Here is a 16,909-nt window from a genome sequence, read left to right as displayed (position 1 = left end):
TTAACCTTTTAAATGATTCATCTTATCTACGTCGATGTTGCCTCGATTTCTATAAAGCAACATTACTATGGCCAAACCAATCGCAGCTTCTGCAGCAGCAACGGTCAAAATGAAAAAGACAAAAACCTGTCCTCCAATCTCATTAAAATAATGAGAAAACGCAATAAAGTTTGTGTTTACTGCCAGTAACATCAGCTCAACACAGATAAGGAGTAAAATGATATTTTTGCGATTTAGCATCATTCCAACAAGGCCTAAACCAAACACAATCGCACCTAATATCAGGTAATTATTAACCGGTATCATATGGTATTCCCCAATACTTATTTTTCTGCCTTCATAGTAACTAATTCAACTCGATCACTACTGCGAGTCATAATCTGCTGTTTAACATCTTGTCTCTTCGAGTATCTTGCACCACGGTGTACTAAAGTAATTGCTGATACAATCGCAACTAACAGAAGTACTGCTGCAAGCTCAAAAGCCAGGAAATAATCAGTATAAAGAACCATACCCAATGCTTCAGTATTCGAAGCCTCAACTAATATTGGCTCCGGTTTCTGCTGAGATTCGGCACTACTGGACTGAGAAGCCGACGACGCAACTGGAGGCTTCGTCTCCACGTTGCTTTTAAGTGAACCTTCTGGAATTGCTTTCATTAATAAGGCAATAAATAATGCAATAACAATCAAGCCAAAGGGAAGATAACGTTTTAATTGCCCCTTTACTGATTCAACATCAATGTTAAGCATCATCACCACAAATAAAAATAGGGTCATTACTGCGCCAACATAAACCAGAACCAGAATTAGCGCTAAGAACTCAGCTTCTGCCAATATCCATAACACCGAGCTCGTAAAAAAGGTAAATACGAGAAACAGTACGCAACGAACCGGGTTACTCTGAGTAACTGCCAATAGTGCAGAACCCACAGTTAGCGCTGCAAAAATATAAAAAATAGTTTGAATTAATAAGTCATGCATTACATTACCCCATTATCGGTACTTTTCGTCAGCAGCTCGATCTGCTGCAAGTCTAGGCTCCATTAAATCACCAAGAGCCAAGAGCTTTTCTTTAGTCATAATGTTCTGACCACGCTCGCTAATATGATAGTGATGTATTGGGGTAACCACTATAGAATCAACTGGGCAAGACTCTTCACATAAACCACAGTTAATGCACTTGAATACATCAATATCGTAGCGAGTTGTGCGGCGCGAACCATCCTCGCGTGGCTCTGATTCAATGGTAATTGCCAACGCAGGGCAAACCGCCTCGCATAATTTACAGGCGATGCAACGCTCTTCCCCATTGGGATAGCGACGAAGCGCTAATAAACCTCTAAATCGTGGCGAAAGAGGTGTTTGCTCTTCAGGGAATTGCACTGTTATTTTTTTCTTGAAAAAATATCTAACAGTTAGCTTTAAACCAGCCAATAGCTCCACTAAAAGGAAACTTCGTAGGTAATACTTAATATTTTGATATACTTTTTTCATCGGCTTCTCTTTTAACCATCAAAACCAAGGTTTAACCTGAGCAACTACCATTACGGCTGTTACTATAATCCAAACAATGGTAACCGGGATGAGTACTTTCCAACCTAAACGCATAAGTTGGTCATAACGATACCGTGGAAACGTCGCTCTTACCCATAGATAAACAAAGAGGAAAAAGCTGATTTTCGCGAGCAACCACACAAAGCCAGGTACAACGAAGAATATATCTTCTAAGACGGGAATTCCTTCAAATGGAGACATCCATCCGCCTAAGAACATGATACTCAACATGACCGAAATCAGAATCATGCTCGCGTATTCTGATAAGAAGAATAACGCAAACCCTATTCCTGAATACTCAACATGGAATCCCGCAACAATTTCTGACTCACCCTCAGCAAGGTCAAAAGGCGCTCTATTTGTTTCAGCAATACCTGCAATCCAAAACACTAAAAATAGAGGAAGCAAAGGTATAAACCACCAATGGAGAATGCCGCCCTTCTGTGAGTTAACAATGTCAGTAAGGTTCATACTACCTGCAGCTAATAAAACCCCTACTAATGCAAATCCCATCGCAATTTCATACGACACTGTCTGGGCGGTACTTCTTAGTGCGCCAAACATTGCATACTTCGAGTTAGATGCCCAACCAGCAATAAGCACTCCATAGACACCTAGTGAGCTCATTGCAAAAACATACAATATCCCTGCATTAATATTCGCAAGAACCATTCCTTCCTGAAAAGGAACCACCGCCCATCCAGCCAAGGCAGGTACCAAAGCAAAAAGTGGTGCAACAATGAAAAGATACTTGTTTGACCGCGTTGGAATAATAATTTCTTTCGTGATCAACTTAATCAAGTCAGCTATAGGCTGTAATAAGCCTTTTACCCCAACTCGGTTAGGACCAATACGCGATTGAATGTAACCAATAACCTTACGCTCAGCATAAATTAAATACGCCACACATAATAGTAATGGAACAACAATTACTAGTATCTTAAGAACAACCCAAATTAATATGCTAATATCATGCAGCATTTTCTTACCTGCCTAGCGCTTAATAGTTATTGCAGCAAATGAATGACCTAAATCAACTGTCTCAGGCATCGCGTTTGCTACCCATACAACATCTGCCGCAATTCGCTCATCACGTTTAAGCGGCAATGTTATCTCAATATCTCCCTGAGATACAGTGGCAATTTCATCTAATTGCAATCGATCTGCTGTTGCAGGATTCATTCGTATGCATGCCGTATCAGCAGCAGCACATAATTGCAGCTCTTTAGCATTTCTTACAATTGAATCAACGCGATACAAAGGCCACTCACCAACTCGAATCAATGATTCATTAATCAATGGCAGGCTCTCAGGATAATAAGGGGTATAGTCTTGCTCTACAGCGATTGCAGCAGCAGCTTTAATCTCAGATAAAACATCTTCTGTTGAGGTATATTCAAAATCTTTGCACTGGAACAAGTTGCCTAAAACGCGTAGCACTTTCCACGCTGGTCGTGCTTGATCATATGGAGGTAATGCCCCTTTCACGCTTTGCCAGGTATTATCAATATTGATGTAAGTACCCGAAGTTTCAGCATACGGTGCTATCGGTAAAATAACATCGGCGTAATCATGCATTGACTCATGATTAAAAGCAGACATTAAAACGACAAACTCAGCCGCAAGCATCGATTGACGTGCACCATAAGGATTTGCAAAATCAAAGCCAGGTTCAACCCCCATTAATACGTAGGCTTTTAGCTTAGCACTTAGTGCCGCTTGCACATCTAAACCAGCCTTTGCATCTGCCTTACCTGCCACAGTTCTATGAGGAACCATACCAGCCATCCAGGCCCCAGCCGTATTCGCACCTTGAGTTAATCGAACCACCTTAGCACCACTTAATTTTTCAACCAAATGAACCATGGTACGTATTAACGCAGCTTCAGGATGGTTTTCACAAAGAGCGCCGGTAATTAGGCAAGCCTTTTCTTCTTTCAGTGATTTGGCGACGCCTTCTATTACTGTGTCTGTATTCAAACCAATTAATAATTTTTGTACTTCTGCTGGTAATGCTTTGGCATCATCAGCAAGCGCCTTAACCAATTTAGCCAATTGCATTGGCATTTCTAAAGGAGAAACAATGAAGCGCTCTTGAACATCAAAATGATAATCATAATCAACTGAGTTAATGGCATAAATTTTAGCGCCATTACGGAAGGCCTTACGCACGCGCACCCCAGCAAGAGGTACTTCACGCTCGATATTCGAACCAATTAATATAATTGTTTGTTGGTTTTCAATCTCAGCATAAGCCAGGGAGTTTACGGGCATTGTTGCTTGATTTTCTTGATCTTTGAAGTCAACTTGCTGTAAACGGTGATCCAAGTTATGCACATCGAGTTCACGCATTAATTTTTGCAATAAATAAAGCTCTTCTAATGAGGAAGAACTGGATGCGAATGCGGCAACCTGTTCGCCGCCATTCTGTTTAATTACTCGGCTTAAACCATCAGCAGTAAATTTTAAGGCAGTTTCCCAATCAACTTCTTCCCATTGACCATTGCGCTTTATTTGTGGTTTACCTGCTCTGTGTTCGCTTTTTAAGCCTAAATAACTAAATCGATCGCGGTCAGACAACCAAGTTTCATTAATTGATTCATTTTCTTTAGGAACAACGCGCATCAATTCATTTCTACGAGTATGCACAAATACGTTTGAACCTAAGCAATCGTGAGGGGCTAAGCTATCGTACTGGGACATTTCCCAAGCTCTTGCAGTAAAGCGGTAAGGTTTTGACGTTAATGCGCCAACTGGGCATAAATCAATAATATTACCGGAAACCTCTGACTTAAGGCTATGTTGCACGTAGGTTCCAATTTGCATCTTTTCACCACGGCCCGTGGCGCCTAATTCACGAACTCCGGCAATTTCATCACCAAAACGAACGCAGCGAGTACAATGGATGCAACGAGTCATTTCGGTGGCAATCAAGGCACCTAAATCATCATCGTTAACTGAACGCTTGGCTTCCTCGTAAGTAGATTGATCGGCGCCGAAGCCCATAGAAACGTCTTGCAACTCACACTCACCACCTTGGTCGCATATTGGGCAATCCAAAGGATGGTTGATTAACAAAAACTCCATTACCGCTTTTTGCGAGTGAAGTGCTTGCTCTGATTTAGTATATACTTTCATGCCATTAGTAATTGGCGTAGCACAAGCAGGGACAGGCTTTCTGCCATTTTCTACTTCAACTAAGCACATACGGCAGTTTGCGGCTACAGAAAGTTTTTTATGGTAGCAAAAACGGGGGATATGAATACCGGCCTCATCAGCAACTTCGATGATCATTTTACCGTTTTCTGCCTCAAATGTTTTACCGTCGATTTCAATAGTAGTTGTCATGGTTAAAACCTTCTAATTATGCTGCGACGATCGAGCGTTTATGCTTAATGAAGTAATCAAATTCATGATAAAAGTGTTTAACGAAACTTTGTACTGGCCAAGCAGCTGCTTCTCCTAACGCACAAATGGTTCGTCCTTCGATGTTGTCTGCAACATTGACTAATTTCTCTATATCACCTGGCTCTCCATGGCCCTCTTTGATTCGATGTAATAAGCGCACCAACCAACCTGTACCTTCACGGCAAGGAGTACACTGACCACAAGACTCATCCATATAGAATTCTGAAATTCGATATAAAGCATCAACCATACAGGTTGTTTCATCCATAATGATTACAGCACCGGAACCTAGCCCAGAGCCAGCTTTTTGAATACTGTCGTAATCCATATCTAGCCCCATCATTACATCGCCAGGTAATACGGGCATGGAAGTACCACCAGGAATCACTGCTTTGATTTTGCGGTCGTGGAGCATGCCACCAGCAAGTTCCAATAATGTTTTAAATGGAGTGCCTAATGGAATTTCAAAATTGCCCGGTTTATTTACATGACCACTAACGCTAAAGCACTTAGCACCGCCATTATTGGGTTTGCCAAGTTTTAAAAACCAATCGCCACCTTTTTCCAGGATGACGGGTACAGAAGCGAAAGTTTCTGTATTGTTAATCGTTGTCGGTTTTCCGTATAAACCGTAGTTTGCCGGAAAAGGAGGTTTAAAGCGTGGCTGCCCCTTTTTGCCTTCTAAGGAATTAAGTAAGGCAGTTTCCTCACCACAAATATATGCGCCAGCTCCTAAATGATTATATAAATCAAAATCAACACCGGAACCTAAAATATTTTTCCCTAATAAACCTGCTGCATAAGCTTCCTTTAGTGCCGCTTCAGTGTGTTCATAAGGAAGCCAGAACTCACCGCGGATGTAGTTATAACCAACCGTAGCACCCATGACATAACCGGCAATAGCCATCCCTTCAATCAATTGATGAGGATTTAGAGTTAAAATTTCACGGTCTTTACAGGTACCTGGCTCGCCCTCGTCCGAATTACATACAACATATTTTTGTACGGGAGAATTACGATTCATAAAACTCCATTTTAATCCGGTAGGGAAACCCGCACCACCACGGCCTCGCAATGCAGAGGTTTTTAATTCATCAATAATTAATTGGGGAGAAGTTTGCTCTTTTAATATCTTTCTCCAGGCACTATATCCACCAATACTTTCATAAGCAGATAGAGTCCAAGGCTCTGGTAAATGAACTGTTCGGTAACAAACTTGATTTAATTCGACCACGGCAACCACCTCTATCTTTTATTCGTATTGGCCCAACACTTTATCTATCGACTCAGGAGTTAGATTCTCGTGATAATCTTTATCTACCTGCATCATTGGCGCATTAACACATGCTCCTAAGCATTCAACAGATCGTAAGGTAAAACGTCCATCATCTGTGGTTTCACCTAATTTGATCCCTAATTTTTTCTCTAGGTGTTCAACCACACCAGCTGAACCACGTAATAGACAAGATATGTTGGTGCAAACATTTAATAAGTGTTTTCCAACAGGTTTATGCTCATACATGGTATAGAAACTTGCAACTTCGTATACAGCAATGGCTGGCATTTCAAGATAATCAGCGACAGCATCCATTAATTCTGGAGTTAAATGATTGTGCTCTTCTTGAACAATCCTTAAAGCACTCATCACTGCAGACTGTTTTTGATCCGGAGGATATTTTGCTATCCAATGATCAATATCTTGCATGCGCTCTTTCGATATCAATTGATTTAATATTTTTGCTGAATTATCAGACATATCTAAACCTTTATCTCAAGTGTACAAACAATAAATCCTGGTCGCCGTTCTCTTGCGCCCAGGTTATGTTTAATACATTACACTAGTGTAAATTCAATATAGTATTTTTATATCGAACTGAATTTATGTTTGATCTAACGATCAATTTCACCAAACACGATATCCTGACTTGCCAGAATAGCCACACCATCTGCAAGCATATGCCCTCTAGCCATTTCATCAAAACTGGATAAATGCGCGAAACCCGGAGCACGAATCTTCAATCGGTATGGTTTATTAGCGCCATCGGATACCATATAAATACCAAATTCGCCTTTTGGCGCTTCAACAGCGCTATATACTTCGCCACGAGGTAAGCAAAAGCCTTCCGTAAATAATTTAAAATGATGAATTAAGGCTTCCATATCGTGCTTCATTTCCACACGTCGTGGTGGTGTAATTTTATGATCATCAAGACGTACAGGTCCTGGATTTTTTCTTAGCCATTCAACACATTGTCTAATGATTCGATTTGATTGTCTTAACTCTTCAACACGAACCAAATAGCGATCATAGCAATCTCCAGTTTTACCCACTGGCACATCAAAATCGACTTGGTCATAAGCTGCATAGCTTTGCTTTTTACGCAAATCCCAAGCAATGCCAGAACCGCGTAGCATTGGGCCGGTAAAGCCCCATTGGAGTGCCTGCTCAGGAGAAACAACACCAATATCCACCGTGCGTTGCTTCCAAATTCTATTGTCGGTTAATAAAGTTTCATACTCATCAACACAACGTGGGAAACGCTCTGTAAACGCCCAAATAAAATCCAGCAGGGTACCGCTGCGATCTTCATTCATTTTTTCTACTTCACGATCACTATGCCATCTTGAAGCTTTATATTGGGGCATAGTATCCGGTAAATCACGGGCAACCCCACCAGGTCGATAATATGTGGCATGCATGCGTGCCCCAGATACGGCTTCATAGCAGTCAAATAAATCCTCACGCTCTCTGAAGCAATACAAGAAGACGGTCATTGCCCCAATATCAAGAGCAATTGCACCTAACCATAAGAGATGGTTTAAAACCCGAGTAATTTCATCAAACATGGTACGAATGTATTGCGCTCGCAAAGGAACATCGATACCTAAAAGCTTTTCGATTGCACGAACATAAGCATGTTCATTACACATCATGGACACATAATCTAAACGGTCCATGTAACCAATACTTTGGATGTATGGTTTCGTTTCAGCTAATTTTTCAGTTGCACGGTGCAATAAGCCAATATGGGGATCGGCGCGAACAATAGTCTCACCTTCCAGCTCAAGAACCAAACGCAAAACCCCATGTGCTGCGGGGTGTTGTGGACCAAAATTTAAGGTGTAATTCTTTAGTTCAATCATTATTCGTCGCCCTTCTCATTAACTAAATAACGGTTATCATTCCGAATAACCTTGGGCACCAATACTCTGGGCACTATATCAACAGGTGCGTAAATAACTTTTTGTAATTTAGCATCGTAGCGCATTTCAACCTCACCACTTAGAGGGAAATCTTTACGGAATGGATGTCCAATAAAGCCATAATCAGTCAAGATACGTCTTAAATCTGGATGCCCATCAAATAAAACGCCGTACAAATCGTAAGCTTCACGCTCAAACCAATTTGCACCTTTCCAAAGATGATGTACTGAAGGAAGAATTAAATGTTTTTCATCAAGAAACACTTTCACGCGTAAGCGATGATTTTTCTGTGTTGAAAGTAAGTGGTAAACAACGGCGAAACGTGGCTTATTCAGTGCATAGGCTTTAGCGTCTTGGCGCTCTACACCACGGGAAAACCCCTTTTCTGTTGCAGAATCAGTTTCCCAATCGTATTCGCCATAAAGCAGGTAATCCACTGCGCAAAGGTCTATAAGTTGATCAAGTGAAAAAGCGGGAACCTCACGCAATTCCATCATTAATGTTTTTACGTTAGCCACATCGCATTCAACGGTTACTTCGTCAAATGCAACACTTACGTCACCGATATGACTTGCTAACTCAGTCTTTAGTCTTTCAACCAAATAATCATTTTTTGTCATCTAATTTGCACCTTTGATGATCTTACGCTTCTAATATGTTTTTACGTCTAATTTTATTCTGCAATTGAATAATACCGTAAAGTAGTGCTTCAGCGGTTGGTGGGCATCCGGGAACATAAACATCAACCGGAACAATGCGATCACATCCACGAACGACTGAATAAGAATAGTGATAATAACCACCACCATTGGCACATGAACCCATAGAAATAACCCAGCGTGGTTCAGGCATTTGATCATAAACTTTGCGTAAAGCAGGAGCCATTTTGTTACACAAGGTCCCTGCAACAATCATAACGTCCGATTGACGCGGACTGGGACGGAAAATAATACCAAATCGGTCCAAATCATAACGCGCAGCACCAACATGCATCATTTCGACTGCACAGCATGCCAAACCAAAAGTCATAGGCCACATAGAACCACTACGTGCCCAACCCACAAGTTTGTCGACCGAAGTCGTTACAAAGCCACTTTTTTGCAATTCTGCAACCGCCATAGCTAGCCTCTAAGCAGTTAAATATTAATAAAAAACATTCGTAACGTCTCCGTAGCCCTTTTGATTTAATAAATAATCTCAAAATTAGAACAACTATATTTATGAGGCACTTATTTATTCAAAACAACATACAGAGAAGTTACGATTCGTTAAACTATTTGTTACGCTTCTAAATTATTCCCACTCTAACGCGCCACGCTTCCATTCATAAATAAAGCCAATGACTAATAAACCGAGAAATAACATCATTCCGGAAAAACCAAACCATCCAATTTTGCGTAAGACTAAAGCCCAAGGAAAGAAAAATGCGGTTTCTAAATCAAAGATGATAAATAGTATTGCCACCAGATAAAAACGCACATCGAAAGGCAAATGAGAGTTTTCAAATGCGCCAAAACCGCACTCATAGGGTGCATTCTTAGCAGCATCAGGACTATGTTTTGAAAGCAGGGCACCAGCTCCCAACATCACCAGGCCTAAAACTAATCCGATGATTATGAATACAAGAACGGGTAAGTATTGAGATAGCATTATGTCACCTTGCTCGATTAAATGGTGCCGAAGGCCGGACTCGAACCGGCACGGCTTACGCCACCGCCCCCTCAAGACGGCGTGTCTACCAATTCCACCACTTCGGCAATTCTTATTATTAGGTTTTGTCTACCATCATATTAGTGAACGGTAAACACCCCAAGTATTTTATTCTTTTATCACTTCTTGTTGTTATCAACTGGTACTGGGATTGAATTCACCGGTACATTTGTTTGTTGCGGAGCAGTAAGCTGCTCTGCTTTGTGGTATTGTACAGATACCATGTAAGACAGCAATAGGCTCGTAACAAAAAATGTTAGTGCTAAACCACCAGTTAATTTAAATAAAAAGCTACCAGTTCCTTGACTACCAAATAGTGTATTTGATGCACCAGAACCAAAAGCTGCGCCTATATCAGCACCTTTACCATGTTGAATAAGAACCAAGCCGATTAAGACTATAGCTACTAACACATGTATAACTAAGATCAATTGATACATTTCACAATTTCCACAAACTGTTTCGCATTTAACGATGCTCCACCTACCAAGCCACCATCAACATCGGGCATGGCAAATAAAGCCGCGGCATTATTTTCATTTACGCTACCTCCATAGAGGATAGATAAATGCTCTGCATCATCACGATTAATTTCGCCAGCCAGTTTCCTGATAAACTGGTGCACTTCTTGTGCTTCATTAGGTGATGCTGTTTTTCCTGTACCTATAGCCCAAACAGGTTCATAAGCTATAACACAGTTTTGAAAGCAATTATTGTTATTTTCACTTACGGCCAAAATTTGTTTGGCAATTACTTGTTCAGTGTGTCCTTTTTCACGCTCTTCTAGCGTTTCACCGACGCAAAGAACAGGTATCATACCATGATCTTTTACATGGTGGAATTTTTGTGCCACAAATTTTTCATCTTCTTGAAAGATATGTCGTCTTTCAGAGTGTCCGACTAAAACATAGTGACAATTAAACTCTTTTAACATGGGCCCAGACAATTCACCCGTGAACGCACCCGCATCTTTTGGATATACATTCTGAGCGCCTAGCTTAATTTTGCTTCTCGCAAGTAATTCGTTGACCTGAGGGATATAAATTGCAGGTGGCATAACGGCTACATGAAGCGTATCATTTAAGATTAACATCTCCTTGAGCTGATTCGTTAATTGAATCACTTGCTGCAACTGGCCATTCATCTTCCAATTACCAGCAACTATTTTATGCCTCATGTGCTGTCCTCTCGCGTTCAACCCCGCGACTATACCCAAACTCGGTTCAGATGTGTAGTCCTATTATAGTTTTTTTCTAAAAAAAGCAGTTTAACCTTTATTTTGTGCTGGGTGCCCTGCTTTATTGCTGCATATTTCATCAAACCAGTAAATGAATTACCAGCACTAAATTTTCTTCATTTTTTGGTTAAAAAAGCTCGTTACAAAATCGCAATAGTATTTTCACAGCCAAGGGAAAGGAACTCCCCTGCCGGTGAGGAGTTCGATAAGATATACTGTTGAGCGCGGTAAAAGGGTTAATGGTGGAGGTTTTTTTCAATTTGACTGATATCATCACATAGTTTTTGTGCTTGTTGCATAACTAAAGATTGATCTTGGCCTTCAACCATCACACGCAATAGGGGCTCGGTGCCTGAGGGGCGCAATAAAACCCTGCCCTCACCTTGCAAGCTGGTTTCTAAATTTTTTACCACGCGAATTACTTCTGAGTTATTAGCCAGTACCGAGGCGTGAGTGGTTTTTAAATTAACCAGGCTTTGTGGTAATAATGAAATACCGCCCGTTAATTGCTGTAGGCTCTTTCCTTGTTTTACCATAATAGATAAAACCTGCAGTGCCGCAACGATACCATCACCTGTTGTGGTTTTATCAAGGCAAACGATGTGGCCAGAAGTTTCACCACCAATCTTCCAATTATTTTCTCGTAGGGCTTCAAGGACATAGCGGTCCCCTACATTGGAGCGAATAAACGGTATGCCCAATTCGGTAATTGCCATTTCCAAGCCATAATTGCTCATGATGGTACCAACAACGCCGCCATGTAAAACTCCACGTTCATGACGATCCTTAGCGATGATGTAAAGGATTTGGTCACCATCAACTAAATTACCTTTAGCATCGACTAACAATACGCGGTCACCATCACCATCTAAACCAATACCAATATCGGCCCCGGTGCTGAGTACCTTCTGAATTAGATGTGCCGGAGAAGTTGACCCACAGTCCTGATTAATATTAAAGCCATCAGGTTTGTTTCCAATTGCCGTAACATGTGCTCCCAATTCAGCAAAAACATTAGGGGCGATGTGATAAGTAGCCCCATTAGCGCAATCAACCACAATCTTTAAACCCGATAAACGAGTCATCGAAGGGATAGTAGATTTACAAAACTCAATATATCGGCCCGTTGCGTCATTAATACGGGTTGCTTTACCCAATTGTTCTGAAGGAACCGTTTCCATTTTTTTATCTAATTCGGCTTCAATATCAAGCTCTACACTATCAGGGAGCTTACCTCCCTCCGCAGAAAAGAATTTGATGCCATTATCTTCAAACAAATTATGTGAGGCGCTAATCACTATTCCAGCATTAGCTCGAAGTGTTTGCGTTAAGTAGGCAATTGCGGGAGTAGGCATTGGGCCTAATAGGGCCACGTCAACACCTGCCGCAGATAAGCCTGCTTCTAACGCCGACTCCAGCATATAACCAGATACTCGAGTATCTTTACCTATAACGACCTTTTTCCGATGGCCATTTGCCAGCACACGTCCTACGGCCCAACCTAATTTTAAAACAAATTCAGGATTAATATTTGATAATCCTACGTGTCCACGTATACCATCGGTACCAAAATATTTACGTTGACTCATCCTTTTCCTACCTTATTATTTAGACTGTTGCGCTCGTTCCACTAAATCGATCATTTTTAACGCCTGATGGGTTTCATCAACATCATGCGTTCTGATAATTCCTATGCCCTTTAATGTTGCATACACCGCCAGGGTAATACTTCCTATTAAACGATCATCCACCTCTTTGTTGAGAACGGCTCCAATTGAACTTTTGCGTGAAACACCTAAAAGAAAAGGCATTTCAAACTCAGCAAAATGCTCAAGCATATTTATTAAATATAAGTTATCTTGCGTTTGTTTGCCAAAACCAAATCCAAAATCCAAAATCAAATGTTGCTTTTCGATGCCTGCATCTATACAGGCATTGATACGTTCAATAAAAAACCGTCTCACCGTTTCATAAACCCCATCTGGATAATGAGGGTTTTGCTGCATTGTTCGTGGTTCACCCTGCATGTGCATCAAACATACTGGAACCGCTAGCTTTGCGGCTACTTCCAATGCACCTTTTGTACGTAATGCATTGATATCATTAATTATATTTGCTCCAGCTTTAACTGCCGCAGCCATTACTTCGGGTTTATTTGTATCAATTGAAATACAAACATCAGAATGGACTCGAATTTGTTCAATAATAGGTATCACCCTATTGAGCTCATCCTCTACCGTCACTGGTTCAGCTCCAGGCTTTGTGGATTCACCGCCTATATCAATTAAATCAGCTCCTTGGCCAATTAAATGAAAGGCATGTTCATAGGCACGTGCCGGGGATAAAAACTTACCACCATCAGAAAAAGAATTAGGGGTTACATTTAAGATTCCCATAATCAAAGGTTTTTCATAATAATATCCGGTGGGAAGCTGGCTGCGGCGTGCAAGCCAGCTTAAGAATTGCTCTGCATTCACTTAGTGTTTCTCGCTCAAACAGCTAGTGTTCTTCAGCAGGATTAACGCTTACCTCAGCATCATTTGCCTTAGCAGGAGCATCATTGACTACATCAGCTTTATCTAAAGGCTTCGAGGGCGTTCCCCAATCCTGAGGGGGGGAGGGTTCTTTGCCCGACATAATTTCCTGAATTTGTTGTGTATCAATCGTCTCATACTTAATCAAGCTTTGTGCCATAAGATGCAGTTTATCCATATTGGCAACCAATATCTCTTTAGCTCGTTGATAGTTTCTATCAATAATGGCCCGAACCTCATCATCAATTTGCTGAGCCGTTCTGTCTGACATTTCTTTATGTTTATTCATAGAACGACCAAGAAATACTTCTTCCTCTTCTTCGCCAAAAGTAAGCGGGCCAAGAGAAGATAATCCCCAAGAAGTAACCATTTTGCGTGCGATTTCGGTTGAACGCATAATGTCATTTGAAGCGCCGGTGGTCACACTTTCTAATCCAAAAATCAGCTCTTCAGCTATTCGGCCACCGAACAGGCTTGATAATTGGCTTTCCAAGCGGCGTTTGCTATGGCTGTAACGGTCTTGCTCAGGAAGGAACATCGTAACCCCTAAGGCGCGTCCGCGTGGAATAATGGATACCTTGTATACTGGATCATGTTCGGGAACAGATAAACCGACAATCGCATGTCCTGCTTCGTGGTAAGCAGTTAGCTTTTTCTCATTATCATCCATTACCATAGAACGACGTTCAGCCCCCATCATAATCTTATCTTTTGCTTTCTCTAACTCAATCATGCTGACTTTGCGCTTATTTGCTCTTGCGGCAAATAATGCAGCTTCATTCACGAGATTGGATAAATCAGCTCCGGAAAAACCTGGGGTACCTCGTGCAATATCCATTACTTCAATATCGCTATCTACAGGAACTTTTTGTAAATGTACTCTTAAGATTTGCTCACGCCCACGAATATCAGGTAAGGGCACAACCACCTGGCGGTCAAAACGGCCTGGACGTAATAATGCAGGGTCTAATACATCAGGACGGTTCGTTGCGGCAACAACAATAACGCCTTCGCTTCCCTCAAAACCATCCATTTCAACTAATAATTGGTTCAATGTTTGTTCGCGCTCATCGTGACCGCCGCCAAGACCTGCGCCACGGTGGCGACCCACTGCATCGATTTCATCAATAAAAATAATGCATGGCGCGTGCTTCTTCGCTTGCTCAAACATGTCACGAACACGAGATGCACCCACACCCACAAACATTTCTACGAAATCAGAACCTGAAATAGTGAAAAAAGGTACCTTCGCTTCACCGGCAACTGCCCTTGCTAATAAAGTTTTACCCGTTCCAGGAGAACCCACAAGCAAAACACCGCGAGGAATACGTCCACCAAGATTTTGGAATTTGGTTGGGTCGCGTAGGAAATCAACCAATTCTTTTACTTCATCTTTGGCTTCATCAACACCAGCCACATCAGCAAAAGTAACTTTGACTTGATCTTCGCCTAATAAGCGTGCACGAGAGCGACCAAAAGACATAGCTCCACGACCGCCTCCGCCTTGCATTTGACGCATAAAGAATACCCAGACACCAATCAATAAGAGCATAGGGAACCAGTTTACAAATAGATGCAATAAAAAGCTCTCTTGCTGCTTTTCTTGCCCGCTAACGTCTACCTTGCTCTTTAACAGCTCGCCAAGCAATGCATTGTCTTGCATTGGCATGTAGGTCACAAAGCGTTTGTTATTTTTAGTGATCCCTTTAATGATTTTATCATCTTCAATAGTCACCGTATTGACCATACCCTGATCGACTTCTTTCAGAAATTGGCTGTAGGAAATTTTCTCGGCAACAGAGTTTCGAGGCCCGAAATTACTGAACACAGAGACCAGTACGATCGCTATAATCAGCCATAAAAACAAATTCTTAACCATGTCGTTCAAAGTATTAACCTCGTTAGTGCGTAAAGCTTTTATATTTAAGAGGACAAAATTCTTAATATATAAAGTTACTATAAATTGTATCCCTTTGCCAGCAAATAGGTTTCTTTTGAGCGTGCTCGTGAGGCAGCCGGTTTACGAATAACCACTTTATCAAAAGAAGCTTTTGCCTGTTTTACCAAATCATCAAAACCAGAGCCATGAAATATTTTAACCAACATAGAGCCGCCAGGCTTTAACATTTTATCTGCAAAGTCAAAAGCTAACTCCACTAAGTACATCGCTCGCGGAATATCAATTGCAGTGGTACCACTCATATTTGGGGCCATATCCGATAAAACCAAGTCTACGCTGCGCTCCGGGATTAAATCCATGAGCTGTTGCAAGACATCATCTTCACGAAAATCGCCCAAAATAATATCGACATCAGGAAGAGAATCCATCGGCAAAATATCCAAGGCCACAATACGCCCGCGCCCTTGCAGGCGTTCAGAAACATATTGAGTCCAACCTCCTGGAGCGGCTCCTAAGTCAACCACGGTCATGCCTGGTTTAAGCAAAGATTCTTTTTCATCAACTTCTTTAAGTTTATATACGGCACGGCTGCGATATCCTTCCGCCTGAGCTTTTTTTACGTAAACATCGTCAAAATGCTCTTGCAACCAGCGTTTACTGCTTTTGGTACGGCTCATAATTAGTACTATACTGTTTATAATTTTATATCAATTTAACTTATAATACTGAATTTCACTACCTATTCCCAGCAAAACGTGCAATAATTTGCCATTTTATTATTTAGTTTTAAGGAATACTTTGCAGTGGACACCTCATTTAGACGCTCACTTAAAGCCCAAGCCCATCATTTAAAGCCTGTAGTTCTTATTGGTGCCAAAGGTTTAACTGAAGCGGTAACCGCAGAAACTGATGTTGCTTTGCTTGCCCATGAGTTAATTAAAGTTAAGATTAATGGCGCAGAACGTGAAGACCGCATACTTATGGCAAATGAATTATGCCAACAGTTAAGCGCTGAGCTGGTGCAATTAATCGGAAATACCGCGATTATTTATCGTAAGAATGAAGATAAGTAATCGCTTTACCTACAGATATCCCCATAGCTTCTAGCTATGGGCTTGCTCATAACAAAGATGCATCATCATTTATACCGGATTTGCCAGTGGCCCATTGCCACTTCAAGCAGCTTAGCCGCGCATTCTTTAACTCAATGTTTACCTGTATTTTTCTTTTTAAACAGACGAATAACTTTCTTCTTCTAATTATTTAGTTTGTTCCTCAGGCAGAGTATATAATTTAAATATTGAGCTTTAGCTTTCCTTAAAACAAGCAAGCTGTTTATTTATTGCCAATGATAGCATAG

At 41.2% G+C, this 16,909-nt stretch carries 18 protein-coding genes and 1 tRNA gene; 1 reads left to right on the top strand and 18 read right to left on the bottom strand.

From position 1 onward, the window contains the following. The 18 genes from nuoK to rlmE form a co-directional block, all read right to left on the bottom strand. Positions 1 to 306 (bottom strand): NADH-quinone oxidoreductase subunit NuoK, encoded by a 306-nt coding sequence (gene nuoK, locus BN3124_RS08980; RefSeq protein ID WP_058534460.1) that lies wholly within the window; start codon positions 304 to 306, stop codon positions 1 to 3. A 17-nt stretch (positions 307 to 323) separates the two neighbouring features. Further along, positions 324 to 983: an NADH-quinone oxidoreductase subunit J gene (locus BN3124_RS08975; RefSeq protein ID WP_058534459.1), complete on the bottom strand. Its 660-nt coding sequence runs from the start codon at positions 981 to 983 to the stop codon at positions 324 to 326. A gap of 12 nt (positions 984 to 995) precedes the next feature. Further along, positions 996 to 1,496 carry an NADH-quinone oxidoreductase subunit NuoI gene (gene nuoI, locus BN3124_RS08970; RefSeq protein WP_058534458.1) on the bottom strand — a complete coding sequence of 167 codons (501 nt, stop codon included), beginning with the start codon at positions 1,494 to 1,496 and terminating at the stop codon, positions 996 to 998. Positions 1,497 to 1,514: 18 nt separating this feature from the next. Next, positions 1,515 to 2,537 carry an NADH-quinone oxidoreductase subunit NuoH gene (nuoH, locus tag BN3124_RS08965; RefSeq protein WP_058534457.1) on the bottom strand — a complete coding sequence of 341 codons (1,023 nt, stop codon included), beginning with the start codon at positions 2,535 to 2,537 and terminating at the stop codon, positions 1,515 to 1,517. 12 nt (positions 2,538 to 2,549) lie between these two features. Continuing rightward, on the bottom strand, positions 2,550 to 4,904 hold the full coding sequence (gene nuoG, locus BN3124_RS08960; RefSeq protein WP_058534456.1) for an NADH-quinone oxidoreductase subunit NuoG: 2,355 nt from the start codon (positions 4,902 to 4,904) through the stop codon (positions 2,550 to 2,552). 16 nt (positions 4,905 to 4,920) lie between these two features. Beyond that, entirely contained in the window at positions 4,921 to 6,198 is a 1,278-nt protein-coding gene (gene nuoF / locus BN3124_RS08955; RefSeq protein WP_058534497.1) for an NADH-quinone oxidoreductase subunit NuoF, read from the bottom strand. Between the two features lie 18 nt (positions 6,199 to 6,216). Then, a complete protein-coding gene (gene nuoE, locus BN3124_RS08950) occupies positions 6,217 to 6,720 on the bottom strand; it encodes an NADH-quinone oxidoreductase subunit NuoE (protein WP_058534455.1) in 504 nt (167 codons plus the stop codon). 134 nt (positions 6,721 to 6,854) lie between these two features. Continuing rightward, the gene (locus BN3124_RS08945; RefSeq protein ID WP_058534454.1) at positions 6,855 to 8,108 is read right to left on the bottom strand and encodes an NADH-quinone oxidoreductase subunit D; all 1,254 of its coding nucleotides are present in this window, start codon (positions 8,106 to 8,108) and stop codon (positions 6,855 to 6,857) included. Continuing rightward, positions 8,108 to 8,788 carry an NADH-quinone oxidoreductase subunit C gene (locus tag BN3124_RS08940; protein WP_058534453.1) on the bottom strand — a complete coding sequence of 227 codons (681 nt, stop codon included), beginning with the start codon at positions 8,786 to 8,788 and terminating at the stop codon, positions 8,108 to 8,110. Before BN3124_RS08940 ends, BN3124_RS08945 begins: the two co-directional genes overlap by 1 nt. A 22-nt stretch (positions 8,789 to 8,810) precedes the next feature. Then, positions 8,811 to 9,287: a NuoB/complex I 20 kDa subunit family protein gene (locus BN3124_RS08935; protein WP_058534452.1), complete on the bottom strand. Its 477-nt coding sequence runs from the start codon at positions 9,285 to 9,287 to the stop codon at positions 8,811 to 8,813. A 174-nt stretch (positions 9,288 to 9,461) separates the two neighbouring features. Further along, the gene (locus BN3124_RS08930) at positions 9,462 to 9,818 is read right to left on the bottom strand and encodes an NADH-quinone oxidoreductase subunit A (protein ID WP_058534496.1); all 357 of its coding nucleotides are present in this window, start codon (positions 9,816 to 9,818) and stop codon (positions 9,462 to 9,464) included. Between the two features lie 22 nt (positions 9,819 to 9,840). Then, positions 9,841 to 9,925, bottom strand: a tRNA-Leu gene (locus BN3124_RS08925). 72 nt (positions 9,926 to 9,997) lie between these two features. Beyond that, complete coding sequence (gene secG, locus BN3124_RS08920; RefSeq protein ID WP_058534451.1) at positions 9,998 to 10,318, bottom strand: preprotein translocase subunit SecG; 321 nt, start codon at positions 10,316 to 10,318, stop codon at positions 9,998 to 10,000. Continuing rightward, positions 10,306 to 11,055 carry a triose-phosphate isomerase gene (gene tpiA, locus BN3124_RS08915; protein WP_058534450.1) on the bottom strand — a complete coding sequence of 250 codons (750 nt, stop codon included), beginning with the start codon at positions 11,053 to 11,055 and terminating at the stop codon, positions 10,306 to 10,308. The genes secG and tpiA overlap by 13 nt, the downstream gene beginning before the upstream one ends. A 296-nt stretch (positions 11,056 to 11,351) precedes the next feature. After that, entirely contained in the window at positions 11,352 to 12,704 is a 1,353-nt protein-coding gene (gene glmM / locus BN3124_RS08910; RefSeq protein WP_058534449.1) for a phosphoglucosamine mutase, read from the bottom strand. Between the two features lie 15 nt (positions 12,705 to 12,719). After that, complete coding sequence (gene folP / locus BN3124_RS08905; RefSeq protein WP_058534448.1) at positions 12,720 to 13,592, bottom strand: dihydropteroate synthase; 873 nt, start codon at positions 13,590 to 13,592, stop codon at positions 12,720 to 12,722. A gap of 22 nt (positions 13,593 to 13,614) precedes the next feature. After that, a complete protein-coding gene (gene ftsH / locus BN3124_RS08900; protein ID WP_058534447.1) occupies positions 13,615 to 15,528 on the bottom strand; it encodes an ATP-dependent zinc metalloprotease FtsH in 1,914 nt (637 codons plus the stop codon). Between the two features lie 77 nt (positions 15,529 to 15,605). Next, positions 15,606 to 16,226: a 23S rRNA (uridine(2552)-2'-O)-methyltransferase RlmE gene (gene rlmE, locus BN3124_RS08895; RefSeq protein WP_058534446.1), complete on the bottom strand. Its 621-nt coding sequence runs from the start codon at positions 16,224 to 16,226 to the stop codon at positions 15,606 to 15,608. Between the two features lie 126 nt (positions 16,227 to 16,352). On the opposite strand from rlmE, the gene yhbY reads away from it, so the two are divergent. Then, the gene (yhbY, locus tag BN3124_RS08890) at positions 16,353 to 16,622 is read left to right on the top strand and encodes a ribosome assembly RNA-binding protein YhbY (protein WP_058534445.1); all 270 of its coding nucleotides are present in this window, start codon (positions 16,353 to 16,355) and stop codon (positions 16,620 to 16,622) included. Positions 16,623 to 16,909: the final 287 nt, after the last annotated feature.

The organism is Legionella saoudiensis (assembly GCF_001465875.1).
Classification (GTDB): domain Bacteria; phylum Pseudomonadota; class Gammaproteobacteria; order Legionellales; family Legionellaceae; genus Legionella; species Legionella saoudiensis.
Note: the sequence above shows the minus strand (reverse complement) of the source record. Positions and strands in the feature narration are given on the sequence as shown.

Bases quoted from the DNA above. Each gene is read 5' to 3' on its own strand.
- glmM (WP_058534449.1), bottom strand. From the start codon at position 12,704: ATGAGTCAACGTAAATATTTTGGTACCGATGGTATACGTGGACACGTA.
- BN3124_RS08975 (WP_058534459.1), bottom strand. From the start codon at position 983: ATGCATGACTTATTAATTCAAACTATTTTTTATATTTTTGCAGCGCTA.
- ftsH (WP_058534447.1), bottom strand. From the start codon at position 15,528: ATGGTTAAGAATTTGTTTTTATGGCTGATTATAGCGATCGTACTGGTC.
- secG (WP_058534451.1), bottom strand. From the start codon at position 10,318: ATGTATCAATTGATCTTAGTTATACATGTGTTAGTAGCTATAGTCTTA.
- tpiA (WP_058534450.1), bottom strand. From the start codon at position 11,055: ATGAGGCATAAAATAGTTGCTGGTAATTGGAAGATGAATGGCCAGTTG.
- BN3124_RS08940 (WP_058534453.1), bottom strand. From the start codon at position 8,788: ATGACAAAAAATGATTATTTGGTTGAAAGACTAAAGACTGAGTTAGCA.
- nuoK (WP_058534460.1), bottom strand. From the start codon at position 306: ATGATACCGGTTAATAATTACCTGATATTAGGTGCGATTGTGTTTGGT.
- BN3124_RS08945 (WP_058534454.1), bottom strand. From the start codon at position 8,108: ATGATTGAACTAAAGAATTACACCTTAAATTTTGGTCCACAACACCCC.
- rlmE (WP_058534446.1), bottom strand. From the start codon at position 16,226: ATGAGCCGTACCAAAAGCAGTAAACGCTGGTTGCAAGAGCATTTTGAC.
- BN3124_RS08930 (WP_058534496.1), bottom strand. From the start codon at position 9,818: ATGCTATCTCAATACTTACCCGTTCTTGTATTCATAATCATCGGATTA.
- nuoH (WP_058534457.1), bottom strand. From the start codon at position 2,537: ATGCTGCATGATATTAGCATATTAATTTGGGTTGTTCTTAAGATACTA.
- nuoI (WP_058534458.1), bottom strand. From the start codon at position 1,496: ATGAAAAAAGTATATCAAAATATTAAGTATTACCTACGAAGTTTCCTT.
- nuoE (WP_058534455.1), bottom strand. From the start codon at position 6,720: ATGTCTGATAATTCAGCAAAAATATTAAATCAATTGATATCGAAAGAG.
- BN3124_RS08935 (WP_058534452.1), bottom strand. From the start codon at position 9,287: ATGGCGGTTGCAGAATTGCAAAAAAGTGGCTTTGTAACGACTTCGGTC.
- nuoG (WP_058534456.1), bottom strand. From the start codon at position 4,904: ATGACAACTACTATTGAAATCGACGGTAAAACATTTGAGGCAGAAAAC.